The organism is Nguyenibacter sp. L1 (assembly GCF_035199985.1).
GTDB classification, from domain to species: Bacteria; Pseudomonadota; Alphaproteobacteria; order Acetobacterales; family Acetobacteraceae; genus Gluconacetobacter; species Gluconacetobacter vanlangensis.
Genome location: NZ_CP127015.1, coordinates 1 through 26,320, shown reverse-complemented (window position 1 = coordinate 26,320; position 26,320 = coordinate 1). Strand labels below are relative to the sequence as shown.

At 68.5% G+C, this 26,320-nt stretch carries 20 protein-coding genes and 1 tRNA gene; 4 read left to right on the top strand and 17 right to left on the bottom strand.

Going from position 1 to position 26,320, the window contains the following annotated elements; translation table 11 throughout:
• Positions 1 to 2 precede the first annotated feature (2 nt).
• Together QN315_RS00105 and QN315_RS00100 are read left to right on the top strand one after the other, a co-directional pair.
• Positions 3 to 782 (top strand): GDSL-type esterase/lipase family protein, encoded by a 780-nt coding sequence (locus QN315_RS00105; protein WP_323991000.1) that lies wholly within the window; start codon positions 3 to 5, stop codon positions 780 to 782.
• Between the two features lie 58 nt (positions 783 to 840).
• Complete coding sequence (locus tag QN315_RS00100; protein ID WP_323990999.1) at positions 841 to 2,391, top strand: amino acid permease; 1,551 nt, start codon at positions 841 to 843, stop codon at positions 2,389 to 2,391.
• A gap of 231 nt (positions 2,392 to 2,622) precedes the next feature.
• Here QN315_RS00100 and QN315_RS00095 read toward each other — a convergent pair whose 3' ends face one another.
• Positions 2,623 to 3,813, bottom strand: a complete 1,191-nt coding sequence (locus QN315_RS00095; protein WP_176640002.1) for a mechanosensitive ion channel family protein — start codon at positions 3,811 to 3,813, stop codon at positions 2,623 to 2,625.
• Positions 3,814 to 3,985: 172 nt separating this feature from the next.
• On the opposite strand from QN315_RS00095, the gene QN315_RS00090 reads away from it, so the two are divergent.
• A tRNA-Met gene (locus tag QN315_RS00090) sits at positions 3,986 to 4,060 on the top strand.
• Between the two features lie 46 nt (positions 4,061 to 4,106).
• Here the strand turns inward: QN315_RS00090 and QN315_RS00085 are convergent.
• The 11 genes from QN315_RS00085 to glmU form a co-directional block, all read right to left on the bottom strand.
• Positions 4,107 to 5,162 carry a phytanoyl-CoA dioxygenase family protein gene (locus QN315_RS00085; RefSeq protein ID WP_323990998.1) on the bottom strand — a complete coding sequence of 352 codons (1,056 nt, stop codon included), beginning with the start codon at positions 5,160 to 5,162 and terminating at the stop codon, positions 4,107 to 4,109.
• Positions 5,163 to 5,217: 55 nt separating this feature from the next.
• Positions 5,218 to 6,462, bottom strand: a complete 1,245-nt coding sequence (locus QN315_RS00080) for a cytochrome c (RefSeq protein ID WP_323990997.1) — start codon at positions 6,460 to 6,462, stop codon at positions 5,218 to 5,220.
• The gene (locus tag QN315_RS00075) at positions 6,459 to 8,618 is read right to left on the bottom strand and encodes a molybdopterin cofactor-binding domain-containing protein (protein ID WP_323990996.1); all 2,160 of its coding nucleotides are present in this window, start codon (positions 8,616 to 8,618) and stop codon (positions 6,459 to 6,461) included. The genes QN315_RS00080 and QN315_RS00075 overlap by 4 nt, the downstream gene beginning before the upstream one ends.
• Complete coding sequence (locus QN315_RS00070) at positions 8,618 to 9,073, bottom strand: (2Fe-2S)-binding protein (protein WP_176640554.1); 456 nt, start codon at positions 9,071 to 9,073, stop codon at positions 8,618 to 8,620. Before QN315_RS00070 ends, QN315_RS00075 begins: the two co-directional genes overlap by 1 nt.
• Positions 9,074 to 9,187: 114 nt before the next feature.
• The gene (locus QN315_RS00065; protein ID WP_323990995.1) at positions 9,188 to 11,821 is read right to left on the bottom strand and encodes a cation:proton antiporter; all 2,634 of its coding nucleotides are present in this window, start codon (positions 11,819 to 11,821) and stop codon (positions 9,188 to 9,190) included.
• Positions 11,822 to 12,091: 270 nt separating this feature from the next.
• On the bottom strand, positions 12,092 to 12,700 hold the full coding sequence (locus tag QN315_RS00060) for a thiamine phosphate synthase (protein WP_323990994.1): 609 nt from the start codon (positions 12,698 to 12,700) through the stop codon (positions 12,092 to 12,094).
• A complete protein-coding gene (locus tag QN315_RS00055) occupies positions 12,697 to 13,467 on the bottom strand; it encodes a thiazole synthase (protein WP_176641091.1) in 771 nt (256 codons plus the stop codon). The genes QN315_RS00060 and QN315_RS00055 overlap by 4 nt, the downstream gene beginning before the upstream one ends.
• A gap of 2 nt (positions 13,468 to 13,469) precedes the next feature.
• Positions 13,470 to 13,667 carry a sulfur carrier protein ThiS gene (gene thiS / locus QN315_RS00050; RefSeq protein WP_323990993.1) on the bottom strand — a complete coding sequence of 66 codons (198 nt, stop codon included), beginning with the start codon at positions 13,665 to 13,667 and terminating at the stop codon, positions 13,470 to 13,472.
• 27 nt (positions 13,668 to 13,694) lie between these two features.
• On the bottom strand, positions 13,695 to 14,690 hold the full coding sequence (gene thiO / locus QN315_RS00045; protein WP_323990992.1) for a glycine oxidase ThiO: 996 nt from the start codon (positions 14,688 to 14,690) through the stop codon (positions 13,695 to 13,697).
• 225 nt (positions 14,691 to 14,915) lie between these two features.
• Positions 14,916 to 16,739 carry a glutamine--fructose-6-phosphate transaminase (isomerizing) gene (gene glmS, locus QN315_RS00040; RefSeq protein WP_176640698.1) on the bottom strand — a complete coding sequence of 608 codons (1,824 nt, stop codon included), beginning with the start codon at positions 16,737 to 16,739 and terminating at the stop codon, positions 14,916 to 14,918.
• Complete coding sequence (gene glmU, locus QN315_RS00035; protein ID WP_323990991.1) at positions 16,739 to 18,124, bottom strand: bifunctional UDP-N-acetylglucosamine diphosphorylase/glucosamine-1-phosphate N-acetyltransferase GlmU; 1,386 nt, start codon at positions 18,122 to 18,124, stop codon at positions 16,739 to 16,741. The genes glmS and glmU overlap by 1 nt, the downstream gene beginning before the upstream one ends.
• Before the next feature lie 137 nt (positions 18,125 to 18,261).
• Between glmU and gph the strand changes: the two genes are divergently transcribed.
• Complete coding sequence (gph, locus tag QN315_RS00030) at positions 18,262 to 18,942, top strand: phosphoglycolate phosphatase (RefSeq protein ID WP_323990990.1); 681 nt, start codon at positions 18,262 to 18,264, stop codon at positions 18,940 to 18,942.
• Between the two features lie 12 nt (positions 18,943 to 18,954).
• On the opposite strand, the gene QN315_RS00025 is transcribed toward gph, so the two are convergent.
• The 5 genes from QN315_RS00025 to dnaA all read right to left on the bottom strand — a co-directional run bounded on the left by QN315_RS00025 (position 18,955) and on the right by dnaA (position 26,320).
• Positions 18,955 to 19,785: a DUF3108 domain-containing protein gene (locus QN315_RS00025; RefSeq protein ID WP_323990989.1), complete on the bottom strand. Its 831-nt coding sequence runs from the start codon at positions 19,783 to 19,785 to the stop codon at positions 18,955 to 18,957.
• A gap of 58 nt (positions 19,786 to 19,843) precedes the next feature.
• Positions 19,844 to 22,276: a DNA topoisomerase (ATP-hydrolyzing) subunit B gene (gene gyrB / locus QN315_RS00020; RefSeq protein WP_323993675.1), complete on the bottom strand. Its 2,433-nt coding sequence runs from the start codon at positions 22,274 to 22,276 to the stop codon at positions 19,844 to 19,846.
• An 80-nt stretch (positions 22,277 to 22,356) separates the two neighbouring features.
• Positions 22,357 to 23,517 carry a DNA replication/repair protein RecF gene (gene recF / locus QN315_RS00015; protein WP_323990988.1) on the bottom strand — a complete coding sequence of 387 codons (1,161 nt, stop codon included), beginning with the start codon at positions 23,515 to 23,517 and terminating at the stop codon, positions 22,357 to 22,359.
• 23 nt (positions 23,518 to 23,540) lie between these two features.
• Positions 23,541 to 24,665, bottom strand: coding sequence for a DNA polymerase III subunit beta (gene dnaN, locus QN315_RS00010; RefSeq protein ID WP_323993673.1), 1,125 nt, complete (start codon positions 24,663 to 24,665; stop codon positions 23,541 to 23,543).
• Positions 24,666 to 24,859: 194 nt separating this feature from the next.
• Positions 24,860 to 26,320 (bottom strand): chromosomal replication initiator protein DnaA, encoded by a 1,461-nt coding sequence (gene dnaA, locus QN315_RS00005; RefSeq protein ID WP_323990987.1) that lies wholly within the window; start codon positions 26,318 to 26,320, stop codon positions 24,860 to 24,862.

Sequence of the window (26,320 nt, the reverse complement as noted above, 5' to 3'; positions counted from 1 at the left end):
ACATGGTCCGGCGTCTGACCGCCCCCCTGCCCCTGTTGCCCCTGCTGGCCCTGCTGGGCCTGGGGGCGGCCGCCCCGGCCAATCTGGCGGTGCAGCCCATATCGCGCATGGATACGCCCTGGTGGCACCAGCGCTTCGCGGAAAAACAGGACGAGATCGCGCATGGCCGCTACGACCTGGTCTGGCTGGGGGATTCGATCACCCAGAACTGGGAGCGGCGCGGCCCCGAGGACTGGCGGGATTTCGCCCCGGTCTGGCAGCATTATTATGGTGACCGGCATGCCATCAATCTGGGATTCAAGGGGGACAGCACGTGCCATGTCCTGTGGCGCCTGGCGCATGGCGAGTTGGAGTTCCGCACTGCGCCGCGCCTGTTCATCGTCCTGATCGGCGCCAATAATTTCGGCCATGTCCATACCGACGCCCGCCAGACCTATGCCGGCATCGTGCGGATCGTGGACCAGATTCATGCCCGCCTGCCGGCGACGCAGGTGCTGCTGCTGGAGGTGCTGCCCTCCATCAGGTCGGCCTGGGTGAGCGAGAATACGCGGACCCTGAACCGCATGATGCTGGCCGAGGTCCGGACCGGCCGGCCGTGGCTGCACCTGCAGGATGCCGGCGCGGCGCTGGAGCGCGACGGCGCGCCGGACCCCGGCCGTTTCCTGGACCCGCGCCTGGTGCCGCCGGACCCGCCCCTGCACCCCACCACCGCTGCGCAGCAGGAGATCGCACGCCTGATCGAACCCACGGTCGCGGCGATCCTGGGCGACCGGCCGCACTGAACGGCGTGCCGCCGATCGTTGCGATACAGCATGCATGCGATGTGCTATCCTGAATTTCATGGCTCTTCATTCACCTACGCCCGATTCCGCGCCGGGGCGCCTGCGGCTTCGGAAATCCATCCAGCAGATCGAATCGGAAAGCCAGGATCACGGGCTGCACCGGACGCTTGGCCCGATCCAACTGATGATGCTGGGCATCGGCTCGACGATCGGCGCCGGGATCTATGTGATGACCGGGACGGCCGCCGCGGAATATGCGGGGCCGGCCATCCTGCTCTCATTCCTGGTGGCCGGCCTGGCGTGCCTGTTCACGGCGCTGTCCTATGGCGAACTCGCCTCGACGATGCCGGTTTCGGGTTCGGCCTACAGCTATGCCTATGTCTCGATGGGCGAAGGAGCGGCGTGGGCGGTGGGCTGGCTGCTGCTGCTGGAATATGGCGTGTCCTGCGCCGGGGTCGCCGCCGGCTTTTCCGGCTATGCAACCAGCCTGCTGCACGATCTGGGCGTGCATGTGCCCGCGTTCATCTCGACCACGCTGGTGCAGACCCTGCCGACCGTGCATGGCGCCAGCCTGCTGGTCGCGCCCAGGCTGGACCTTGTGGGGGCGGCCTCGGTCCTGCTGGTGACGTTCCTGCTGGTGCTGGGGATCCAGGAATCGGCGCGGATCAATACGCTGGTCGTGTTCGTCAAGGTCGGCGTGCTGCTGCTGTTCCTGGCGTTCGGCCTGCGTTACATCCACCCGTCCTATCTGGAACCATTCATCCCGCCGCGTGAGGACGGGTTCCATTACGGGGTGCCGGGCATCTTTCGCGCGGCCTCGGTCATCTTTTTCGCCTATGTGGGATTCGAGACGGTGTCGACCGCGTCGGCCGAGGCGCGCAATCCGCGGCGCGACGTGCCGCTGGGCATCATCGGCTCGCTGCTGATCTGCACGCTGATCTATATGTGCGTCGCCGTGGTGCTGATCGGCGTGGTGCCGTTCCGCCGGCTGAACGTCGCCGATCCCCTGGCGATCGCCGTCGATGCGATCGGGCAGCCCTGGCTGGCGCTGCTGATCAAGGTCGGGGCGGTGATCGGCCTGTGCTCGGTGATCCTGGGGCTGCTTTACGGCCAGACCCGCATTTTCTTCACCATCGCGCGGGACGGGCTGCTGCCGAAGATTTTCTGCCGGCTGCATCCGACCTTTCGCACGCCGTGGATCGGGACCATCCTGCTGGGCCTGGTCGTGGCGGCGGCGACCGCCACGCTGCCGATCGACATCATCAGCGACCTGGTCAGCCTGGGCACGGCGGCGGCATTCGGCATCGTGTGCTTTACCGTCATCTGGCAGCGCAATGCCCGCCCCGACCTGGCGCGTCCCTTCAGCGTGCCACTGGGCGGGGTGCGGGTCGGCGGGGTCTGGATCGGGCTGGTGCCCAGCCTGGGCATCCTGTTCTGCCTGATCATGGCCGGGCCGCTCTTTCTGGACATGATCCGTGCCCTGGCCGACGGCAATCCGCTGCCGGCCCTCCTGCTCGGCGGCTATATCGTCCTGGGGGTGCTGGGCTATGTCCTGTATGGCCATTCCCATTCACACCTGGGCCGCGACAAGCGAACCGCCACGGTCTGATTTTGCGGGCCTCGACGAGGCCTGTCGGCCCGGAGATGAGTCCTGCAAGTCAGGACGGGGACGCCGCCTGACTTATACCAATCCATTTGGACATTGACCGTTTGGAAGACAGGTCGGGCTCTGCCCGAACCCGGTGGGGGCCACGGGCCCCTGCACCCCATTACATTGATAAATAATCGGTTTCCACGCGCTGGTATTAATCCATTGATCCGCAATCGGTTCCCACCGGCATCACATCCCTGGGGCAGCGCCGGGGCCGGTATAGGAGCCTGGCGGCGGGCGGTCGATCGCCGGCGAGATCACGCCCGGCGCGGTCAGCACGTCCTGCCCCGATTGCGACGCGACATGGGCCATGCGCTCGCGCGGCAGGGCTTCGGGGCAGTGGTCGCGCAGGAAGACGATGATCTTCTCGCGGATGTCGCAGCGCAGGTCCCAGCTCTGCATGGCCGAGCGGGCCGAGGCGATCACGCGGATCGTCATCACCTGCGCCGAACAGTCCGCGACCTGGACGTCGAACACCTTGCCGTCCCATAGCGGGCTTTCGCGCACGATGTCGTGCAGCCGGGCGCGGATGCGGTCCATCGGGGCATGGAAGTCGAGATACAGGAACACCACGCCGATCAGCGCCGCCGAATTATGCGTCCAGTTCTGGAAGGAATTTTCCAGGAAATAGGAAATCGGCACGATGTGCCGCCGCCAGTCCCACACACGCAGCACGACGTAGGTGGCGGTGATTTCCTCGACCCACGCCCAGTCGCCATTGATGATGATCAGGTCTTCCATCCGGATCGGCTGGGTCATCGCGATCTGCATGCCGGCGATGAGGTTGGTCAGCAGCGGCCGGGCCGCCAGGCCGACCAGCAGGGAGGCGGCGCCGGCCGACGCGAACAGGCTGAGGCCATATTCGCGCACCGATTCGAAGGTCATGAGCGCCGAGCCGACGGTCAGGACACCGATCAGGATATCCGCCATGCGGCGCAGTACGCGCACCTGCGTCTTATGGGTGCGCAGCAGGATGTCGTCGCGATCTTCCTTGCCGTCTATCCGCGCCAGGTAGGCGTCCGACAGCACGCGCATCGCCACGATCGCCGCATAGCCCAGCATCAGCACGAACAGCACCAGCAATCCCCGGCCCGTCATCTGCATCATGCGATAGGACAGGCCGGACGCCGGCAGCGCGGTCGCGACGAAGATGATCGCCAGCGTGATCCGCGCCGGACGCCGCATCGCCAGCGTGAAGGAACGGACGAAGGCCCCGCGCTTCTGCCCCGGGATGCGCAGGACGAGCTTGGTGGTGATCCGGCTGACGATCTCGGCCATCAGCACGGCCGCGCACAGGACCAGGATCGAGGCCACGATCCCGGGCAGCCAGCCGAACGATCGGCGAAGGTCGATCAGGAGAGCAAGAAAGGCGCTTTTCACGAAATCCGTTCCGGTCTGTGGCCCGGCCGAGGCCGGGTGGCGCGCCATGAATGGCGCCATATCAAGGGAAAAGGCTTTTTTCTTTAACCATGATGACAACAGGTGCATCAATCGCGATCAACGGGTTGACTTTGGATGACGGGGGGGATATCTCCCCAACCACCGACGCGATGGCGGCGTAGCTCAGCGGTAGAGCAGGGGAATCATAATCCCTTGGTCGGCGGTTCAAATCCGTCCGCCGCTACCATGCGTCGGGATTCCCCCCTTTATGGCAGCGACGCGCGATCCTTGCATCAGGCCGGATCGAACGCCGACCTGTCGTCCCGGCGGCGCCAGGTTTGCCGTTTCAGGCCGAGGCGGTCCAGCACGTCGCACACCGCCCAGAAGACGGGTGCGCGGCGGCGGCCGAACGCCGGAATGCGCCAGATGTCGAACGGGAGCGAAAGAAATGGGTTGCGGCGGCCATATGCCCAGATTTCGACCCTGATCCCGGGCTGCAGGCTGGGGCCGCGCGCATGGAAGCCGGACGTATCGGCCACGATCAGCGTATTGGCCGGCACGGCGAAGGCGCGTGGCGCGTCATAGCCGAGGCGGCGCAGATCTTCGGCCGAGATCCGGAACGAGCCGCGGCCGCTGAGGCGGTCGGGGGTGTGGCGCGCCGTCATGCTCATACGGCGTTCCCATGCCCGGCGCGCCGGCGTGAGGATGTGCGAACCAGGGACATAGACGAACGGGCCGGCGCCTTCCGCGACGTCGGTCAATGTCAGCCATGCCTTGACGGTCGGGTGGAACGTGTCGGCATGCAAGGCCGTCTGCGGGTCCGGCGGGCCGTCGACGGCGCCGGAGAGGACCGTCTGCAGGTAGCAGACCGGCTCGGCATCATGACTGCCGACGAAACGCAGCAGGCGGCGCCAGAGCGGGTCATCGAGGACTTGGCCAAGCGCGGGCATGCGTCGCAGAGCTGCCGGATCGAGCGCCAGGCGGCGGGTGATCGTGTCGCCCTGGATCGTCTCACGCGCCGATCCGCGGAAATCCCTGGCCTGACGCAGCACCGCGGCGAACATGTCGGGCGACAGGAAATCCGGGACCAGGACGAAGCCGTCACGCCGGAAGGCGGCGGCATGATCGGCGTCCAGGGCTTGGCCGAGGCGGCGGCGGCGGCGATCGGCCAGCCAGTGGGCCAGGCCCTGGCGCGCGTTATGCAGGCCGAGCGCGTTGAGCAGGCGGCTGCCGATGATCGGGTTGTCGCGGAACGATTTCGCGCCGGTCGCGAGCTGCGCCACCCAGACCGGCGGCATCAGCAGCCGGGATGGTATCTTGCGCGCCAGGCTCGGTAGATCGATTTTCATGAAAAATTCCGGATGACGCGCCGTTCTGGGATGATGCTGGCGGCAGCCTGCGCCTTCAGGGCGCGGACGGGCTCGCGCGCGCCTCGGCCACGTCGTGCGCGGTGACATGCCCGACCCGGTTGCCGAAATGGCCGATCGCGAAATTGGCGATGTCCGCCAGGTCCTGATCGCGATATTCGGGGCCGAAGGCGGGCATCGTCATCGCGCCGTGCGCCGTATCCAGCCGCGACCCCTCCAGCATCACCCGAACCAGGTTGCGCCCCCGGGTTTCGCCGAAGGCACGCGCGCCCCAGAGCGCGGCGAAATCGACCTGCCGGCCCTTCCCGTCCGTCAGATGGCAGCCGGCACAGGCGCCGGCGAACAATCCGGCGCCGTCGCTGTGGCTGAGGCTGGCACTGGCCAGCGCATCCGGCGCGACGGCGGTGATCGTCTCGTTCGCCGGGCGGGCCGGCAGGCTGCGCAGATAGGTCACCATGGCGGCGATGTCCTGCGGCGTCAGGTACCGCAGGCTGTGCCCGACGACTTCGGCCATGGGGCCGGCCGCGGTGCCCCTGCCGTCGGCATGGCCGGTGGACAGATAGTCCGTCAGTTGCGAATCGTTCCAGGCCCCGATCCCGCTGTCGGGGTCGGAGGAAATGTTATAGGCGATCCAGCCGTTGGTGACGGCGCCGGCATAGGACCGGTCCCTGGACGTCGCCTGCAGCATCGTGCGGGGCGAATGGCATTCGGCGCAGTGGCCCGCGGCCTCGACCAGATAGCGGCCACGGTTCCACGCCGCCGACCGGCCCGGTTCGTCCCCGAGCGGCGAGGACGGACGATAGAGCAGGTTCCAGGCCAGCATCACGGCGCGGATATTGTAGGGAAAGCGCACGACATTGGCGGGGGCGGGCGCATGCACCGCCGGCAGGGTCGCCAGATAGGCGCGGATTGCCCGCACGTCGTCCGGGGTCATGCGGGCATAGGACGCATAGGGCATGACCGGGTAGAGATGTTTCCACCCCGGCGCCACGCCCATCCGCACGGCGGACTCGAATTGCGCATCCGTATAGGCGCCGATCCCGGTTTCCCTGTCCGGGGTGATGTTCGGCGCGTAGATCCGGCCGATCCCGGGCAGGTCGAAGGCGCGGCCGCCGGCATAGGGCGTGCCGCCGGGCGCGGTGTGGCAGACCTCGCAATCCGCGGCGCGTTCGAGATATTCGCCGCGCTTGACCAAGTCGGATTGCTGCGCCCGGGCCGTCGCGGCCCCAGCCGAGACCAGCGCCAGGGCCAGCAGGCTGACGATGTGACCCGCGCGCCTCATGCCTGGGCTCCCATCAGCGGCAGGCGGCGGCGGCGGCCACCGCCTGCCGCCGCGATCGCGTTGGCCAGAGCGGCCGCCGCTGCCGCCGTGCCGGTTTCGCCAATTCCGCCCGGATCTTCGGTACTGTCGACCAGATGCACCTCGATCGCCGGCGCTTCGTTCATGCGCATGATCCGGTAGGAATTGAAATTCTCCTGCTGCACCCGCCCGTGAAGCAGCGTGATTTCATTGAACAGGGCGGCGCTCATGCCGAAGATCAGGCCGCCCTCGATCTGCGAGACCACCTGGTCGGGGTTGACCAGGCGGCCGCAATCCACGGCGACGATCACCCGCCGGACCCGCACGCCTCCCATGTCGGTCATTTCGACCTCGGCGATCGTCGCCAGGTAGGAACCGAACACATATTGCAGGGCGATGCCGCGCCCGACCCCGGCCGGCAGCGGGGAACCCCAATCGGCCTTGGCCGCCGCCAGTTCCAGGACGGCGCGCGCACGGGGCTTGCCCTCGGTCATCCTGCGGCGGAACGCCACCGGATCGGCTCCGGCGGCCGCAGCCAGTTCGTCGATGAAGCTTTCGACGACGAAGACGCCGCGCGTGCCGCCCACCCCGCGCCACCATGCGGTGACCACGCCCGGCGCCTCGCGCCGCGCGTAATCGAGGAACATGGCGGGAATATCGTACGGTGTCTCGACCGTCGCGGCCAGCAGGTCGTCATCGACGCCGTTCGGCAGCAGGGCCTGGGGCGCCCAGCGCGCGACCACCGCCGGACCGACGATCCGGTGGGATAGTCCCACCAGGCGGCCGTCGCGGTCCAGGCCGCCGACCAGGTGATCGACATAGGCCGGACGATAGCGGTCCAGGGTCAGGTCCTGTTCGCGGGTCCAGACGATCTTCAGCGGATATTTGACCTGGCGGGCGAACTGCACCGCCTGCGTGACGTACTCATGCTCCAGCCGCCGGCCGAATCCGCCGCCGATATACTGGTTGTGGAGATGGACCTGGTCCTTGGCCAGTCCGGTCAGTTCGGCCGCCGAATCGCGCGCGCGGGCCGGAACCTGCGACCCGACCCAGATATCGCAGCGGTCCGGCGCGACCAGCACGGTGCAATTGATCGGCTCCATGGGCGCGTGGGCCAGGAGCGGCTGCTGATAGACGGCCTCGACACGGGTGGCGGCATTGCCGATGGCGCCCTTGGCGTCACCCTTGACGTGCGCGACGATCGCCGGCCCGTCCAGCGCGTCATGCAACTGGCCATAGATCGTCTGGGTGTCGACCGCGCTGTTGACGCCCTCGTCCCAGGTGATCACCAGCGCGTCCAGCCCCTTGCGGGCCGCCCAGAAATGGTCGCCCACCACGCAGACGGCGTTGCCGATCGTCAGCACGTCGTGCACGCCTGGAACCTGCCGCGCGGCGCGGTCATCGACATGGCGCAGCACGCCGCCCATCACCGGGCAGGCCGCGACCGTGCCGACGCGCATGCCGGGCACCTGGATGTCGATGCCGAACACGGCCTTTCCAGCCACCTTGGCCGCCGCGTCCAGCCGGTGCTGGGAATGGCCGATCAGGCGGAAGTGGGACGGATCGCGCAGCGCGATGGGCCCCTTGGGCAGCGGCAGCGCCGCGGCGTCCGCCGCCAGCGCGCCGTAGGTCAGGCTGGCGCCCGTCGCATCGTGCCGGACGGTCCCGCCCTCGGTCCGGCAGGTCGCGGGATCGACCGACCAGCGCGCGGCGGCGGCCTGGACCAGCAGGGTGCGCGCGACGGCGCCGGCCTCACGCAGGCTGGTCCAGGTGGCGATGGTCGAGGTCGAGCCGCCGGTCGCCTGTTCGCCCAGTTGCTTGGTCGTGTAGGCCGCGTCGGGGGGCGCGGCCTCGAGCTGGATCTGCTCCAGCCCGACATCCAGCTCCTCGGCGATCAGCATCGCCTCGCCGGTATAGATCCCCTGCCCCATTTCGACATTGGGCATGATCAGCGTGATCGTGTCGTCGGTGGCGATGCGCACGAAGGCGTTGGGCGCGAACGGGCCGGCCGGGTCCTCGACGATCCGGGTGGCGGCGCGGGCGGCCCGGCGCGGCAGCATCGCCGCCAGCAGCAGCCCGCCTGCCCCACCCAGTGCCCCGCCCAATGCCTGGCGGCGCGACAGCATGACCTGATCCATCAGACTGCTCCGGCCGCGTTGCGGATGGCCGCGCGAATGCGGCGATAGGTGCCGCAGCGGCAGATATTGCCCGACATCGCCTGGTCGATGTCGTCGTCGGTCGGGTGCGGATTCGCCTTCAGCAGCGCCACCGCCGCCATGATCTGCCCGGTCTGGCAATAGCCGCATTGCACCACGTCGATATCCAGCCAGGCCTGCTGCACGCCGCCGGCGAGCGTGTCGCCTTCCAGGCCCTCGATGGTGGTGACCGGCCGCGGCCCGACCAGGGACACGGGCAGCGAGCACGAGCGCACGGCCTTGCCGTCGACATGGACGGTGCAGGCGCCGCATTCGCCGATCCCGCAGCCGAACTTGGTCCCCATCATGCCCAGGACGTCGCGCAGCACCCACAGCAGCGGCATGTCGTCGGGGACGTCCACCTGATGCGATGCGCCGTTAACCTGCAGTGTCAGCATGCATCCTCCGGCTGTATGAAATCCGGCCGTGGCAGGGATCGCCGGGCTCGACCTCATGACATTGATAACAATAGATTGCCGGGGAATGGAACCCGCGTTGTCACGGCGCGCGTCTTAGATCGCGCCGGTGGAATGCCTGTCTTCGGGCGCGCCCGGCGTATCGGGCAGGGAATCGGAGAGTGGGGCGGTCGCCAGCGTGATCGCGTCGTCCGACGGAAACTGCAGCGCGCCGCTGTTCTCGGGCAGCAGCCGGACCTCGGACCGGTCGGATTTTTCCCGCGCCCTGGCCAGTTCGTCGAGATTGGAGCGAATCACCGGATATTCGGCGACCAGGCGACGGAAGCGGCGCGCGCTCATCGTCAGGAAATGGCCGAATTGCAGCGACCGGCTGATGGCCCGCGCGGGCGCGTCGGCCAGGGCCGCCGCCGCGCCGACCACGTCGCCGGCGCCGTAGCGCACGTCATGTTCGGCGTAGTGGGTTTCGGCCAGGCCGGCACTGATGAAATAAACGGTCCGCACCTTCCGCCCGCGCTTGTACAGGCGCTGGCCCGGCGTGGTGAAATGGACCGAGACCTGCCTGGCCAGGTCGTGCAGCGCGGCGTCGGGCACGCCGCGAAACACCGGCAGTTCGCGCAGCCGGACCTCGATCCCCGCCTTGATGTTGAAGGTCAGCGGCGCGTCGAGCTGCCCGCGCCTGCGTTCGACGTCGCGGTGCAGCTCGCGGTGCAGTTCCTCGCTGATGAGGGACTCGTCCATCAGCGAATCATATTCCTCGCTTTCCAGGCGCAGCGCGACCTGCTGCAGCAGGCGGCCTTCCAGCGCCTCGGAATAGCCGTGATAGTGCAGCCGCAGGGTCTGCAACGCCTCGTTCAGCAATTTGCGTTGCCGCTCCAGGACCTCGGCGACGATTTCGCCGATGCGGCTGCCCAGCGTCGGCTCCATGCGGGTCCGCATGAAGCGGATCAGCGAAAGCGAGACGAAATAGGCGATCATCAGCATTTCGAACCGCTCGGTCATGCAGGACATCAGCGGCTGGTCGAAATGGAAACGATGGTGGATCGCCTGGGCCAGCCGGAAACGCAGGGACGGGCGCACCCGGCGCCGCAACGCGCGGACATAGCCGAAGCGCCCTTCCAGCCGCGCGCCGTCGACCATGGCCTCGGCGGAGCGCAGCAGCGTTTCCATCACCGGGCGCGACAGCCCCTGGATGCGGAACAGGTCCAGCAGGATCGAGCGCTCGCGGTTGGCGATCACGATCAGGGCCAGGGTCACGCGCTGGCGGTCGCCCAGCGCGGTGTCGAATGTGTTGGCCTGCTCTTCCTCGGCCACGCGCTTGTCCAGCGCGCCGACGGTCCGGTTGACGACCGCGCGGGAGAAACCGAGCTCGTCCGCCATTTCGCGGGTGCGGTCGCGCACCTCGCCCAGGCCGATGCCCAGGACCTGGTGGCGCAGGGCCTGATCGATCGGCGAGAGCTGGTCCAGCTTCAGGAACAGGACCAGGTAGCGCAGGGTCGTGCCGTTGACGAACAGGGTGATCAGCACGAACCCGGTGGCGATGATGCCGATGAAATGGGCGACCGGCGTCGAGACATGCTCGTTTTCGGTCACCGCCAGGGCCAGGGCCAGGGTGATGGCGCCGCGCAGGCCGCCCCAGACCATCGTGACCTTGAAGGGAGCCGGCACAGGCGGGGACAGGCGCGTGGCCGCGAGTACCGGCAGCAATCCGAACACCACCGCGCCCCGCGCCAGCAGACCCGCCCCGGTGGCGATCAGGATCAGTACGCAGTCCCACCGCGTCATGCCGACCAGCAGTCGGGGCACCAGCATCGAGGCCAGCACGAAGACCAGCGAGCCGGCCCAGAACACCAGTTGCTGCCACAATTCGTTCAGGAAGCGCCAGGTCTGGGGCCGGATGGTGGACGGGCCGTAAACCGACAGGGTCAGGCCCGCGGCGGCGGTCGCGACCACGCCGGAAAAGCCCAGGAATTCGTCGCACAGGATATAGACGATATAGGGCAGCGCCACGGTCAGGGTGATCTCGGCGGCCGGTGCGGGCCCGATCATGGTGATCAGCATCAGGGTCAGCCGGCCGAACAGCATGCCCATGACGATGGCGCCGCTGAACGAGACCAGGAATTCCAGCGCCGCGCCGCCGGGGGCAATGGGGTGATGCGACGTCACCGCCGCGAGCAGGATCGAGAAGATGGCAATCGCCGCCGCGTCGTTCAGCAGGGCCTCGCCCTCGACCAGGCGGGTCAGGCGGCTGGCGGTGCCGATTTCGCGGAAGATGCCGGCCACTGCGGACGGGTCGGTGGTGGCCACGATCGATCCCAGCAGCAGGCAGACCGCCAGCGGCAGGCCGGCGAAGGGAAATAGCGCCAGCCCGATGGTGGCGGTCGAGACGACCACCGCCACCACCGCCAGCAGCAGGACCGTCGCCGTTTCATGCGCCAGGCGCCGGACATCGATCGCCAGGGCCCCCTGAAACACCAGGGCGGGCAGAAAGATCAGCATGAAGGCTTCGCTGTTCAGCGGGAAATAGAGCAGCGTTTCCGCGGCGCCATTGAACAGGTCGGTGTGGGAGCTGCGCAGGACCAGGTCGGCCGTGCCGCCCAGCACGATGCCGGCAACGGCCAGCAGCACGGTTTCGGACAGTTCCAGCCGGCGGGCGAGCGGCTGCACGGCACTGACGACCACCAGCAGCAGGGCGATCGCGAGCAGTACCGCCGCCAGTCCCGTCACCGCCATTCATCGCCTCCCGATCGTCGCATGGACCGACCACATCATTCTTGCCGACGAGTATGACCATCCGATGGCCGCGGGCGCCCGCCTGGAACCCGCCGCCGAGGGTCGGGGCCGGTCCAGAGCCGGGAAAAGCCGGCGCCACCGCCGGACGCGGCGCGTTGGTCACACGGTCCTGTCCGAAAAAGCACAGAACCGGCCCGAGGGGCAACGCCACGCACCGGTCACGTTATGCTGCACCCTTGAAACACAAGGCCGAATGCCGCCCGCCCCCTGTCAGGCGGCGGCGCGGGTCACGGCCAGCCAGGCGCGGACCTGGCCCTCGGGGTCCGGATGGGCGATGAAATCGGACACGGCCGACACGCAATCGGCGCCGGCGGCCAGGCAGGAGGCGGCACGGGCCAGGGTGATGCCGCCGATGGCCACCAGCGGCACGTCGCCGACCAGCGCCTTCCATTCGCCCAGTCGTTCGACGCCCTGCGGCGCCCAGGGCATCTGCTTCAGCCGGGTCGGCCAGACCGGGCCGAGCGCGATGTAATCGGGCCGCACGGACAAGGCGCGATCCAGTTCGGCGGCCGAATGGGTGCTGACGCCCAGTTGGAGTCCGGCCGCGCGCATGGCCGTGAGATCGGCGCCGTCGAGATCTTCCTGTCCCAGATGGACGAAGCCGATCCCTTCGTCCAGCGCGATGCGCCAGTAATCATTGAGGACCAGGCACACGCCGTGCCGGTCGGCATGGGCGCGGGCCGCGCGGATTTCCGCCAGCAGGGCATCACCCTGCAGATCCTTAACCCGCAACTGGATCAGCCGCGCCCCGGCGCCGCCCAGCCGCTCGACCCAATTCGCCCGGTCAACGATGGGGTAGATCCGCGACGGCAGGCTCATGCCAGGACGGCCCGGCCCAGGACGGGCGTGGAAGGCACCGCCATGTCGCGCTCCTCCATCGGGTCGGCAGAGCGGGCGGCCAGCCCGGCTTCGACCGCGAGGCGGAAGGCGCCCGCCATGGCGACCGGATCCCCGGCCTTGGCCACCGCCGTGTTGATCAGTACCGCGTCATAGCCCAGCTCCATCGCCTGCGCCGCGTGGGACGGCAGGCCGATGCCGGCATCGACGACCAGCGGCACGTCGGGGAAATGCGCGCGCAGGGCCCGCAGGCCGAACAGATTGTTCAGCCCCTTGCCCGAGCCGATCGGCGCCCCCCAGGGCATCAGCACCTGACAGCCCGCCTGCAGCAGCCGTTCGGCGCCCACCAGGTCCTCGGTCATGTAGGGAAAGACCTTGAAGCCGTCCTCGGTCAGGATCCGCGCGGCCTCGACCAGCGCGAACATGTCGGGCTGCAGCGTGTCGGATTCGCCGATCACTTCCAGCTTGATCCAGTCGGTGTCGAAGATCTCGCGCGCCATCTGGGCGGTGGTGACGGCTTCCTTGACCGTATGGCAGCCCGCCGTATTGGGCAGGACCGGAACGCCCAGGCCGCGGATCATCGACCAGAATGCCTGGCCGGCCCGCAGCCCCGCCGATTCCCGGCGCAGCGAGACGGTCACCACGCCGGCCCTGGCCGCGCGTACCGCGCCCGCCAGAATGTCCGGCGAGGGATATTGTGCCGTGCCCAGCATGAGGCGCGAGGAGAGTTCGGTACCGTAGAACAGCATGGTCACCCCCCCTGCATCGGGGCCAGGATCTCGACCCGCGCCCCCTCGTCCAGATGCAGGGCGCCGCGGCGCGCCGCAGGCACGAAGTCGCCATTCACCGCCGTGGCGACGCGCGCCCCGCCATATCCCAGTTCATCCAGCACGGCGGCCAGGGTCACGGCGGCGACGTCACGCGGTTCCTCGTTGACCAGAATCCTCATCTTTCCTCCCTCACCCCCACTTGCTGCTCACCCGTTGGGCGGCGTGCCGCATATGATGTCGGCCGCCTGCCGCGCCCGGGCCGGCGACAGCAGGAAACCGTGACGGTACATCCCGTTCACATTCACGATCCGGCCATCGACGGTGACCGATGGGACATTGTCCGGAAAGGACGGGCGAAGCCCGACGCCGGTTTCGACGATTTCCGCCTCGCCGAAGGCCGGATGCAGCACATAGGCGGCCGTCAGCAATTCCACCATCGAACGCAGCGTCATGCCGGCGCCGCTTTCGCTCTCGACCATCGTCGCGCCGACCATGAACAGATGGTCCGCCCGCGGGACGATGTAAACCGGGATGCGCGGGTGCAACATGCGCACCGGGCGGTGCAGCGCGACGTCCGGGCAGCGCAGCAGCAGCATTTCCCCCCGCACGCCGCGCAGTCCCGGCAACCGGGTGCGCGCGGCGATGCCGGTGCAATCCACCACCCAGTCGAATCCCCGGTCGGGGAAATCGGGCGGCGCGTTCAGATGCACCTGCCCGCCCAGGGCCAGCAGCCGATCATGGAGGGCCAGCAGGGCGGCACGCGGGTCGACATGACCTTCGCGCGCGAAGAACAATCCCTTGCCGAATCGTCCGGCCAGATCGGGTTCCAGCGCCGCGATGCGCGCGCCGTCGATCAGGTCGTGCGCGCTGGTGCGGCGCGCGAAACGCGCGATTTCGCCGACGTCGCGGGGCGGGGCCAGGACCAGGCTGCCCTGGCGCGCCACGCCGGGCACATGAGCGGCCCACCAATCAATCGATTCGTGCGCGTCGCGGGTGACCTCGGGCGGGGCGGATTCGGCCTCGCACCAGGGGGCGAGCATGCCGCCCGCCATCCACGACGCGCCGGATCCGACTCGCGGACCGGTCTCGGACAGGGTCACGGACGCGCCGCGTTCGGCCAGCGTCACCGCGCTGGTTAGGCCCGCCACCCCGCCGCCACGAACCAGAACCCGCAATCCCCTGCCGGATTCGCCCTGTTCCATGTCCGGTGCTCCTCTTCCGCCGCCCATTCCTGCCCATCCTTGATAGAGATAGATGGTGCTAGTGTCCTGCCCGAGAAATTCTTATGAGAATTTCTCGGACCAGCAGGCCACTAAAATATTGATTCTAGTGTCCTTTCGATTCCGAAATTCGCTTGCGAATTTCGGAATCGAAAGGACACTAGCGGAGGAAACATCCTGGCGCCGTGCCTGACAACACCCGGCGGATTATTCGACGGTGACCGATTTGGCCAAGTTGCGGGGCTGGTCGACATCCGTGCCCTTCAGCAGCGCGACCTCATAGGCCAGCATCTGGACCGGAATGGTCTGAAGGATCGGCGCGGTGAATTCATCGACCGTCGGCACCGCGACCACGATTTCCGCCAGGCCGCGCAGGCGCTCGGCGCCCCGGGTGTCGGTGAAGACCAGTAGCCGGCCGCCGCGGGCGCGCGCCTCCTGCAGGTTCGAGACCGTCTTCTCGAACAACCGGCCCGAGGGGACGGAGGCGACGACGGGCACCGTCCGGTCGATCAGCGAGATCGGGCCGTGCTTCATCTCGCCCGCCGCATAGGCCTCGGCATGGATATAGGAGACTTCCTTCAGCTTCAGCGCGCCTTCCAGAGCCACTGGGAAGCACGCGCCGCGGCCGAGATACAGCACGTCGCGCGCGCCGGCGATGACCGCCGCCATTTCGCGGATCGCCGGGGCGAGGTCGAAGATTTCGCCCGCGCGGCCGGGCAGGTCGAGCAGCGACCCGACCAGCGCCTCCTCCCCCTCGGCCGACAGCGTGTCGCGGGCGCGGCCCACGGCGATCGACAGGCAGGCCAGCACCGATAATTGGGCGGTGAAGGCCTTGGTGCTGGCCACCGAGATTTCCGGGCCGGCCACGGTGCCCAGCACGGCGTCGCTTTCGCGGGCGATCGTGCTCTGTTCGACATTGAGGACCGACAGGATGTGCTGGCCGCGCGCGCGCATGCCGCGCAGGGCGGCCAGCGTGTCGGCGGTTTCGCCCGATTGCGAGATCAGCAGTCCCAGCCCGCCCGGCGTCAGCGGCGGATCGCGGTAGCGCATCTCGCTGGCCACATCGATGTCGACGGGGATCTGCGCGATGCGTTCCAGCCAGTAGCGGCCGATCATCCCGGCATAGAAGGCCGAGCCGCAGGCGGTGACCACGGCGCGGGGCACCCGGGCCAGGTCGAAAGGCAGGCCGGGCAGCCTCACGCGGCGGGTCGCCGGATCGATCAGGCGCTGCAGGGTCTGGCCGATGACGACCGGATGCTCGTGCAGTTCCTTTTCCATATAGTGGCGATAGCCGTCCTTGCCGACCGAACCCGCGATCAGCGCCGTGGTGCGCGCCACGCGTTCGACCCGCTCGCCCGTCGCGTCGAAGAATTCGGCGCCGCCGCGCGTGACCACCACCCAGTCGCCGTCATCCAGATAGGCGATGCGCCGGGTCAGGGGCGCCAGGGCCAGGCTGTCCGAGCCGAGGAACATTTCCTGCTCGCCGAACCCCACGGCCAGCGGGGCGCCGTGCCGCGCCCCGATGACCAGCCCGTCATGACCGGCGAACAGCATGGCCAGGGCATAGGCGCCTTCGAGTCGGCCTAGAGCAGCGAACGCGGCGTCGCGCGGCGAAAGCCCGCGCGCCAGGTGGAAATCGACCAGTTGGGCGATGGTTTCGCTGTCCGTTTCGGTCGAAAAGACATGACCGGCCGCTTCCAGTTCGCGCCGCAGGGCCTCAAAATTCTCGATGATGCCGTTATGCACCACGGAAACGCGCCCGGTGCCGTGCGGGTGGGCGTTGTTTTCGGTCGGCGCGCCATGGGTCGCCCAGCGCGTATGGCCGATACCGGTGACGCCGGCCAGCGGTTCGCGGGCCAGCAATGCGGCCAGGTGATCCAGCTTGCCCGCCGCGCGGCGGCGTTCGATCCGCCCATCGACCAGGGTCGCGATCCCGGCGGAATCGTAGCCGCGATATTCCAGCCGACGCAGCGCGTCGAAAATGACCGGGGCAGCCTGGCTGCTGCCGACGACGCCGACGATCCCGCACATCAGCCCTGCTCCTTCTTCTTCTTGTCCAGGGCCGCGCGCAGGGTGGCGGCGCGCCCCTCTTTATTGGCCTGGCGCGCCCGGCCGATGCCCATGGCGTCGGCGGGCACGTCCTGGGTGATCACGCTGCCGGCGGCGATCAGCGCGCCGTCGCCGATCGTGACCGGCGCGACCAGGATGGCGTCGGACCCGATGAAGCAGCCGGCGCCGATCGTGGTCCGGTGCTTGAAGACGCCGTCATAATTGCAGGTGACGGTGCCGGCCCCGACATTGGTGCCCGCGCCGATCGCGGCATCGCCCAGATAAGTCAGATGATTGGCCTTGGCCCCGGCCCCAAGGGAAGCGGCCTTGATCTCGACGAAATTACCGACATGGGCCCCCGTTCCGATCTCGGCGCCCGGGCGCAGGCGCGCATAGGGGCCGATCACGGCGTCCGGTTCGACCACGCAGCCTTCGAGATGGCTGAAGGCACGGATTTCCACCCCGCGCCGCACCGTCACGCCGGGACCGAAGACCACATGGGGCTGGACCACCACGTCGGGTTCCAGCACCGTGTCGGCGGCCAGGAACACCGTGTCGGGCGCCACCAGGGTGACCCCGGCCGCCATCGCCGCATGGCGCAGGCGGCGCTGCACGCTGGCTTCGGCCAGGGCCAGTTCGGCGCGGGAATTGATGCCGCGCAATTCGTCCTCGGGCGCCACGACGGCGCGGACCTGCCGCCCGTCGGCGACGGCCATCGCGACGACGTCGCCCAGATAATATTCGCCCTTCGCATTGTCGTTGCGCACGGCGCGCAGCCAGCCGCGGAATGTCTCGGCCCCCGCGCAGAGCACGCCGGCGTTGCACAAGGTGACCGCCCGCTCGGCGTCGGAGGCGTCGGCCCATTCGACGATGCGCTGCACCAGGCCGCCATCGGTCCCGTCGTCGGTGACGACGCGGCCATAGCGGCCGGGATCGGCCGGGCGCAGCGCCATCAGGGCCAGGCCCGCCCCGTCCTGCCGCCGGCAGGCCAGCAGGCGGCGCATGCTGTCGGCGGTGATCAGCGGATTGTCGCCGTACAGCACCGCGACGTCGCCCGTGCCGAACAGGTCGGCGGCCTGCAGCGCGGCGTGGGCCGTGCCCAGCCGGTCATGCTGGATGACTGTGGCGTGCGGGGCGGCCAGGGCCGCGACCTGCTCCATCCCCGGGCCGATCACGACGACGATTCGGTCGAACACCTGCGCCGCATTGTCGATCAGGTAGCGCAGCATCGGCCGGCCGGCGAGCGGATGCATGACTTTCGGCCAGTCGGATTTCATGCGTGTTCCCAGCCCGGCCGCCAGGATGACGGCCGTTGCGGGACGATGGGCGGCCGGAGGCGGGGCGGCGGCGGGAGCGGAGTCGGTCATGACCTGCGGGTAGCGGGCAGGTGACATGCCTGTCAAATATTGGCGCAATCCGTGACCATCACTTAGGTTTACGAAATACTGCGGTTCGCCCGCCGTTTCGTCCCGCCTCTTCGCCTCGCCCTTCGCCAGGAGACGCCATGTCCGGCAGCCCGCCACCCCGACTCGTCGTCTTCGACATGGACGGCACCCTGCTGGACAGCCTGCCGGACCTGGCGGCGAGCGCCGACCGGCTGCTGAAATCCTATGGCCTGGCGGGAATCGCACCCGAGGCGGTGCGCGCGATGATCGGCGACGGCGTGGCCGCGCTGGTGCGCCGCCTGCTGGCCGATGCCGGGGACGATGCGAAGGGCATCGACATGCACGAGGCGACGGCGCGCTATCTGGCCGACTACACGCCTCGCGCGGTGGAATTGTCCCGCCCCTTCCCCGGCACCCTTCATGCACTGGAGCAATTGCGCGCGGCCGGGTGGCGGATGGCGGTCTGCACCAACAAGCCGGTGGCGGCCGCCCGGCGGATCGTCGCCGCGCTGGACCTGGAGGACTGGTTCGACGCGATCGGCGGCGGGGACAGTTTTCCGGTCCGCAAGCCGGACCCGGCGCACCTGCTGGGCACGATCGGGCTTGCCGGCGGGCAGGCCGCGCGCGCGATCATGGTCGGCGACCACCATAACGACGTCCTGGCTGCCGAAGGAGCCGCCGTACGGTCGGTCTTCGCCCGCTGGGGCTATGGGCGGCCGGAGATGGAGGCAGGAGCCACGGTCGGTGCCGATTCGATGGCCGAACTGCCCCATATCGCGGCCCGGTTGCTGCCCCAATAGGCGGAGCCGGGGTCAGGCGGTGGTGGGCAGCAGCACCACCACCATGTGGCCCAGGCGCGGATGTTCCATGACGATGCGTACCGCCGTTAGCCCGTCGCCCGGCACGTCCTGGAACCAGACGCTGCCGATGACGGGCTTGCGGGCCGGGGATTCCGGGCCATCGGACTTGCGGAAGCCCGCGATCTGCAGGTCCGTGAAGTCGCAGCGCAGCGCCATGCCGTGATAGGGCTGGCGGTCGTCTTCGGACAGGTCCTGCTGGCCGATCGTATGGGATTCCATATGCAGCAGGCGCGCGCCGTCGAACACGGTGGCCGAGCCGTCGCAGGCATGGTGGACGCGCACCGCCCGCTGCAGCCGCATCAGGGCGCTGAGCGAGTCGACCGCAGGCGCCAGGTCGTCCGCCGGGATGGGATTGCGGCTGGGCTCGGGCGGGGTCTGCAGGGCGATCCGGGTGCGGCCGTCGCTGTAATCCAGCACGACATGCCGATCTGCGCCGCGCGTATAGCCCGAACTTTCATAGCTGAGCGGCTGCACGCCGTCGGGGACGAACCGTCCGGTGGCCTGCGACGTGAAGTTCATCCGCAGCAGCATGCTCAGGAATCCGCCGCTGCGGATCGTCGAGCGCACCGCGTAGCCGTCATTGGTGACGGCATAGCGTGCGTTGATGGTCAGTGCCTGAAACCCATGCACATAGACGCCATAGACATGGTCGATCTGCGGCGGAGGATCGGCTGCCAGAGCGGGGGCTGTTAAAACGGATATTGTCAGAGCGGGGGCGCACGGCAGGAGCGACAGGCCGACAGCCGCCCCCAGCGCGGCCAGCTTGCGTAGCGGACGGTACAACGGATGCTCTCCTCGATTCATGGATTCATGACGGGATGCGATTCATGAAAGGGGATTTTCAGACGTCGAGATTCGCGACCTTCAGGGCGTTGCCGACGATGAAATCACGTCGTGGCTCCACCACGTCGCCCATCAGGGTCGAAAACACCTGGGCGGCGTTCTCCACGTCGCCGACCTTGACCTGCAACAGGGTGCGGACGGCCGGATCCAGCGTGGTTTCCCAAAGCTGGGCGTCGTTCATCTCGCCCAGTCCCTTGAAGCGATTGATCGACAGGCCGCGCCGGCCCTGGGCCAGAATACGCTCGTAGAGCGAAGCCGGACCGTCGGCCGGGCGCATCGTGCCGTCCAGGGCCAGTTCGACCTTGCCGCCGAAATCGGCCGTCAGCCGCCCGGCCCGTTCGGCCAGCCAGCGGACCTCGGCACTGCGCAGGGTGGCGGGATCCAGGCGGTAGACCTCGCCCACGCCGCGCACCGAGCGGGCCAGTTCCAGCCCGTCGGCGCTGGCCACGACCTTCCAGCCGCGCTCGTTCGGCAGCGAGACGTCGTCGAGGCGGGCCTGCAGGCCGGCGACGCGCCCCTGGACGACCGACAGGTCGGAATGCAGCGCGCCTGCGATCGCGGCCTGTTCGAGGATCCAGATCGGCGCACGCACCGACAGGCGCTGCAGGGCCCGCGTCACGTCGCGGATGAAGGTGATGTCGGCGGCCAGGTCGGCGCCCGTCACCTCCCGCCCGTCGGCATAGCGCATGGCGGCATTGGCCAGCGCCTTGTCCAGCAGGTACTGCTCGAGCGCCGCGTCGTCCTTCAGATAGCGTTCGTCATTGCCGCGCTTGGCGCGGTAGAGCGGCGGCTGGGCGATATAGAGATGCCCGCGTTCGATCAGTTCGGGCATCTGGCGGAAGAAGAAGGTCAGCAGCAGCGTGCGGATATGCGATCCGTCGACGTCGGCGTCGGTCATGATGACGACGCGGTGATAGCGCAGCTTGTCGACCGAGAACCCGCCATTCTCGACGTCGCCGCGCCCGATGCCCGTGCCCAGCGCGGTGATCAGCGTGCCGACCTCGGCCGAGCCCAGCATGCGGTCGAACCGCGCGCGCTCGACATTCAGGATCTTGCCCTTCAGCGGCAGGATGGCCTGGAACCGCCGGTCGCGCCCCTGCTTGGCGGTGCCGCCGGCCGAATCCCCCTCGACGATGAACAGTTCGGAACGGGCGGGATCGCGTTCCTGGCAGTCGGCCAGCTTGCCGGGCAGCGAGGAGACGTCGAGCACGCCCTTGCGGCGGGTCAGTTCACGCGCGCGGCGCGCGGCCTCACGCGCGGCGGCGGCATCCATCACCTTGGCGACGATGGCGCGCGCTTCCTTGGGGTGGGTTTCAAACCAGTGCGCGATCATGTCAGCGGCCGCGGCGTGCACCACGGGCTGGACTTCGGAGGAGACCAGCTTGTCCTTGGTCTGCGAGGAGAATTTCGGATCGGGCACCTTGACCGACAGGACGGCGGTCATGCCTTCGCGCATGTCCTCGCCGACCAGGGCCTGGCTGTCCTTCTTGCTGCTGTTGCTTTCGGCGTATTTGCCGACCACCCGCGTCAGCGCCTGGCGGAAGCCGGCCAGGTGCGCGCCGCCGTCGCGCTGCGGGATGTTGTTGGTGAAGCACAGCATCGTTTCATGGAAACTGTCGTTCCAGGTCAGCGCGAATTCGACCTTGATGCCGTTGTCGTCGTTCTGCAGGCTGCCGGTGATCGGCGGATCGACGATGGAGGTCTTGCCGCGATCGAGCCATTCGACGAAGGCCGATAGCCCGCCTTCGTAATGGAAAATCTCCTCGCGCACCGGGGTGTGGCGTTCGTCGCGCAGTTCGATCCGCAGCCCGGAATTCAGGAACGCCAGTTCGCGCATGCGGCGTTCGAGGATCGCGAAATCGAATTCGGTCCGGGTGAAGGTCGCGGCGCTGGGCCTGAAGGTGACCTGCGTGCCACGGGGCTCGTCACTCGGGCCGATGATCGCCAGGGGCGCCTCGCGCTCGCCGTGGCGGAAGCGGATCATGTGCTCCTGCCCGCCGCGCCAGATCCGCACCTCCATCCATTCCGACAGCGCGTTGACGACGGCGGCGCCCACGCCATGCAGGCCGCCCGAGACCTTGTAGGAATTCTGGTTGAACTTGCCGCCGGCATGCAGCTTGGTCAGCACCACTTCGGCGGCGCTGACGCCTTCTTCGATGTGCATGTCGGTCGGGATGCCGCGGCCGTTGTCGCGCACCGTCACGCTGCCGTCGCCGTTCAGCGTGACGGTGCAGCCGGTGGCGAAGCCGGCCTGGGCCTCGTCGACCGCGTTGTCGATGATCTCGAACGCCATATGGTGCAGGCCCGAGCCGTCATCGGTGTCGCCGATATACATGCCCGGCCGCTTGCGGACGGCGTCCAGTCCCTTCAGGACCGAAATCGAAGCGGCGTCATAGTCCGAATCGTCGGATGAGATCCCGGCCATGTCCATATCGGATTTGTGAACGGGATTGGATTGATCGGACATACCGGGCAGAGGCTCCAGGCTGGGAACGGGATCGAAGAAGGCGATCATACAGGCTTCGCGTCATGTGAACCAGCATCGGGCGGCCGAATTGCGTCCGATGGGCGTATCGCCCCATCCTGGACCGAGACGAATCCGGCCTTGCCGCGCAACGGGGCGAAGTGCGCGGCGTCGGTGCCGGTCATCAGCACGGTCGTCGCGAAGCCGGCCACGCGGTCCAGCAGGGCGGCCCGGCGCCGTTCGTCCAGATGGACCAGCGGTTCGTCCAGCAGGATCATCGGGGCCTCGCCGCGCATGCCGGCGATCAGCGCGGCATGCGCCAGCACGACGCCAAGCAGCAGCGCCTTCTGCTGCCCGGTGCTGGCCTGGGCCGCGGGGCGGCCGGTGGCGCGATCCGACAGGGCCATGTCGGCGCGATGCGCGCCCGCCCCTGCCCCGCCGCGCGCGGCATCCGCCCCGCGTTCGGCGGCCAGGCGCCCGCGCAGCCAGTCCTCGACCGCCAGGGCCGGATGGCCGCGCAACCGGTCCGCGATCGGGCACAGGATGTCGATCCGCGCCGCCGGAAAGGCGTCGGGCGCCGGGAGCGCATCGTGGTTCATCTGCGCGACCAGGGCCAGGCGCGCCGCCGAGGCCGCCACGGCATGGCGCGCCATGGAGTCCTCGAGCGCGTTCAGCCAGGCCGTGTCGGCCCGGCCGCCGGCCAGCAGCCGGTTGCGCTGGGCCATCGCCTGGTCATGGGCCGCAAGCTGGCGGGCGTGACCGGGTTCCAGCGCCAGGACCAGCCGGTCGAGAAAGCGCCGCCGCCCGGGCAGCCCGTCCTGGAACAGGCGGTCCATCTGCGGGGTCAGCCAGACCGCGGCAAGGTCGTCGGCCAGGGCGGCGCGATTGCGCAGGGCCTGGCCGTCGCGGCGGAAGGCCCGGCGTTCGGGCCGCGCGGGGTCACTGCCGGTCGCGATGTCGGACAGCGCACCGCCAGGCGCCGCGAAACGGGCGGCGACGCCCCACAAGGCCGCGCCGTGACGCGCCAGTTCGGACCCGCGCGCCCCGCGCAGCCCGCGCCCCGGGACCAGGAGCGACAGGGCTTCGAGCAGGTTGGTCTTGCCGCTGCCGTTCTCGCCCGCCACGACCGTGACGGGCGAGTCCGGCCGCCAGGCGAGATGCCGGTAATTCCTGAAATCGGTCAGGGCCAGCCGGTCCAGACGGGCCATGACGCGGCAGGGAACGCCCCCGGTCAGACCCGCATCGGCATCAGGACGTACAGCGCCGAGGGGCTGCCGACGTCCCGCACGATCGTGGGAGCGGAACTGTCCGAGAAGGCGAATTCGACATCGCGGTCGATCTGGTCGGTGATGTCGTTCAGGTACCGGGCCTGGAAGCCGATTTCGAGGGGCGCTGCGTCATAGGTGACGCTGTTGTCGTCCAGTTCTTCCTTCGCGGTGCCCTGGTCGGGACTGACCGCCGACAGGGTCAGCAGGTTATGGCCCAGCGACAATTTGACGGGGCGCGAGCGTTCCTGGCTGATCGCGGCGACGCGGGCGACGGCATCGGAGAAATCGCGCTTGCCGACGCGCAGGATCTTGTCGTTGCCGCGGGGAATGACCCGGTCATATTCGGGGAAGGTCCCGTCGATCAGCTTCGACGTCAGGGTGACGGTGCCGACCGTGAACTGGATGCGGGTATCGGACAGGCCGATCGCCACGTCTTCCGAGCCCTCGTCCAGCAGCTTGCGCAGTTCGGCGACCGTCTTGCGCGGCACGATCACGCCCGGGATGTCCTCGGCGCCCGGCGGAACCTCGGTTTCGACGCGGGCCAGGCGATGGCCGTCGGTCGCGACGGCGCGCAGCATCGGGCCGTCATCGCCGGCGGCGACGTGCAGATAGATGCCGTTCAGGTAATAGCGCGTCTCCTCGGTCGAGATCGCGAAACGGGTCCGGTCGATCAGCCCGCGCAGGAGGGCGGCCGGCACGTTGAAGCGATGCGGCAGGGCGCCCGCCATCATCGAGGGGAAATCGTCGACATCCAGCACGTTCAGGCTGGTGGCGTAGCGCCCGGCCCGCAGCGCCAGCGGCGCGTCGCCGCCGGCATGGTCCAGTTCGATCGCGACCCCGTCGGGCAGCTTGCGCACGATCTCGTACAACACCGCGGCCGGCGCGGTGACGGCGCCGTTGCGCGTGGTCTCGGCGCCGATTTCCTCGACCACCGCGATTTCCATGTCGGTGGCGGTCAGGGTCAGGCGACCGTCGGCAACATTGATCAGGACGTTGGCCAGGATCGGAATCGTGTTCCGCTTCTCGGCGACGCTCTGGATATGGGCCAGGGCCTTGAGCAATGTCGCGCGGTCAGCCTTCAGCTTCATAGGTAGAGACTCTCCTTGCCCGGCACCGTCCTGGCGCGGCGCGATCCCCATCGGGTCTGCGGCGCGGTGGGTGACGCGGATCGTGTATCGCGGTCCTCGCATGCGGTCCGACGGTCGCGCATGATGTTCGGCGCGCAACATTAGCAGCGCGCGCCGCACGCGGAAAGGCCCGGCGCGCGCCGGGCCACCCGCCCTCAGCTTTCCAGCATGCGGCGCAGCAGTTCGACATCCTCGGCGAAGGCGGTGTCGCGTTCCATCAGTTCGGTCACCCGGGCCACGGCGTGCATCACCGTGGTATGGTCGCGATTGCCGAACTTGCGGCCGATTTCCGGCAGGGACCGGCTGGTCAGTTGCTTGGCCAGGTACATGGCCACCTGGCGCGGCCGGGCGACCGCCCGGGCGCGCCGCGCCGACGACATGTCCGTCAGGCGGATATTCCAGTGCTCGGAGACCTTGCGCTGGATTTCCTCGATCGTGACGCGACGGTCATGCGCCTTGAGGATGTCGTGCAGCACGTCCTGCGTCGCTTCCAGCGTCACGGACCGGCCGAACAGGTTGGCGTGGGCGATCAGGCGGTTCAGCGCGCCTTCGAGTTCGCGGACGTTCGACGTGATCTTGTGCGCCAGGAATTCCAGCACCTTGGCCGGTACCGCGACCCCCGAGGCCGCGGCCTTGGCTTCCAGGATCGAGATGCGCAGTTCGAACGTCGTGGCGTGGATGTCGGCCACCATGCCGCAGCCCAGGCGGGTGCGCAGCCGGTCCTCGAGCCCCGAAAGGTCGGACGGCGACTTGTCGGCCGACACCACGATCTGCCGTCCGGCATCGACCAGCGCGTTGAAGGTGTGGAAGAATTCTTCCTGCGTGTTGTCCTTGCCGATCAGGAACTGCAGGTCGTCGATCATCAGCACGTCGACCGAGCGCAACTGCTCCTTGAACTCCATCGTCGATTGCGACCGGATGGCGGCGATGAAGCGGTACATGAATTTCTCGGCCGACATATAGGCGACCGAGACCGCCCCGCCCCGCATCAGTTCCGACCCGATGGCGTGCATCAGGTGCGTCTTGCCAAGGCCGACCCCACCATACAGGAAGAGCGGGTTGAAGCCGGGGCTGGAGGGGCGCTCGGCCACCCGGCGCGCGCAGGCATAGGCGAATTCGTTCGGCTTGCCGACGATGAAACTGTCGAAGGTGAAGCGTGGGTCGAGCGGGGCGGCCAGGTCGTTGCGGCTTTCGGCCGAGCGGTCCTCGACGGGCGGGACGATGGACGGCGCGGATGCCGGCGTGGATGCCCTGCCTGACACGCCGTCGGCAGCGGCGCCATCGACCGCCGCACCGCCGGCCGCCGCGCCGTCGCCGGCACGGCCGACCTGCAGTTCGACCCGGCGGATCGCCGGCAATTCGGCGTTCCACAATGTGGTCAGCCGGTCGCCGTACTGGCTGCGCACCCAGTCGCGCAGGAAGCGCGTGGGCAGGTTGAGGACGATTTCGTCGCCGTCGAGCGGACCGATGGTGATCTGTTTCAGCCAGGTCCGGTACTCGACCTCGCCGACCTCGGCCTGCAGCCGGGTACAGATTCGCGACCAATGGATATCGAGAACGTTCCGGGCCGATCGGGCTTCCGCGACGGCATCATATCCACTCAGTTCGCCCGACAT

Excerpts from the sequence above, each read along its gene's own strand:
- glmU (WP_323990991.1), bottom strand. The coding sequence starts at position 18,124 with ATGACCGACTCCGCTCCCGCCGCCGCCCCGCCTCCGGCCGCCCATCGT.
- QN315_RS00085 (WP_323990998.1), bottom strand. The coding sequence starts at position 5,162 with ATGAAAATCGATCTACCGAGCCTGGCGCGCAAGATACCATCCCGGCTG.
- QN315_RS00055 (WP_176641091.1), bottom strand. The coding sequence starts at position 13,467 with ATGCTGTTCTACGGTACCGAACTCTCCTCGCGCCTCATGCTGGGCACG.
- QN315_RS00105 (WP_323991000.1), top strand. The coding sequence starts at position 3 with ATGGTCCGGCGTCTGACCGCCCCCCTGCCCCTGTTGCCCCTGCTGGCC.
- thiS (WP_323990993.1), bottom strand. The coding sequence starts at position 13,667 with ATGAGGATTCTGGTCAACGAGGAACCGCGTGACGTCGCCGCCGTGACC.
- QN315_RS00070 (WP_176640554.1), bottom strand. The coding sequence starts at position 9,073 with ATGCTGACACTGCAGGTTAACGGCGCATCGCATCAGGTGGACGTCCCC.
- QN315_RS00075 (WP_323990996.1), bottom strand. The coding sequence starts at position 8,618 with ATGGATCAGGTCATGCTGTCGCGCCGCCAGGCATTGGGCGGGGCACTG.
- QN315_RS00065 (WP_323990995.1), bottom strand. The coding sequence starts at position 11,821 with ATGGCGGTGACGGGACTGGCGGCGGTACTGCTCGCGATCGCCCTGCTG.
- thiO (WP_323990992.1), bottom strand. The coding sequence starts at position 14,690 with ATGGAACAGGGCGAATCCGGCAGGGGATTGCGGGTTCTGGTTCGTGGC.
- QN315_RS00060 (WP_323990994.1), bottom strand. The coding sequence starts at position 12,700 with ATGAGCCTGCCGTCGCGGATCTACCCCATCGTTGACCGGGCGAATTGG.
- glmS (WP_176640698.1), bottom strand. The coding sequence starts at position 16,739 with ATGTGCGGGATCGTCGGCGTCGTCGGCAGCAGCCAGGCTGCCCCGGTC.
- QN315_RS00100 (WP_323990999.1), top strand. The coding sequence starts at position 841 with ATGGCTCTTCATTCACCTACGCCCGATTCCGCGCCGGGGCGCCTGCGG.
- QN315_RS00080 (WP_323990997.1), bottom strand. The coding sequence starts at position 6,462 with ATGAGGCGCGCGGGTCACATCGTCAGCCTGCTGGCCCTGGCGCTGGTC.
- dnaN (WP_323993673.1), bottom strand. The coding sequence starts at position 24,665 with ATGAAGCTGAAGGCTGACCGCGCGACATTGCTCAAGGCCCTGGCCCAT.
- dnaA (WP_323990987.1), bottom strand. The coding sequence starts at position 26,320 with ATGTCGGGCGAACTGAGTGGATATGATGCCGTCGCGGAAGCCCGATCG.
- recF (WP_323990988.1), bottom strand. The coding sequence starts at position 23,517 with ATGGCCCGTCTGGACCGGCTGGCCCTGACCGATTTCAGGAATTACCGG.
- gph (WP_323990990.1), top strand. The coding sequence starts at position 18,262 with ATGTCCGGCAGCCCGCCACCCCGACTCGTCGTCTTCGACATGGACGGC.
- gyrB (WP_323993675.1), bottom strand. The coding sequence starts at position 22,276 with ATGGACATGGCCGGGATCTCATCCGACGATTCGGACTATGACGCCGCT.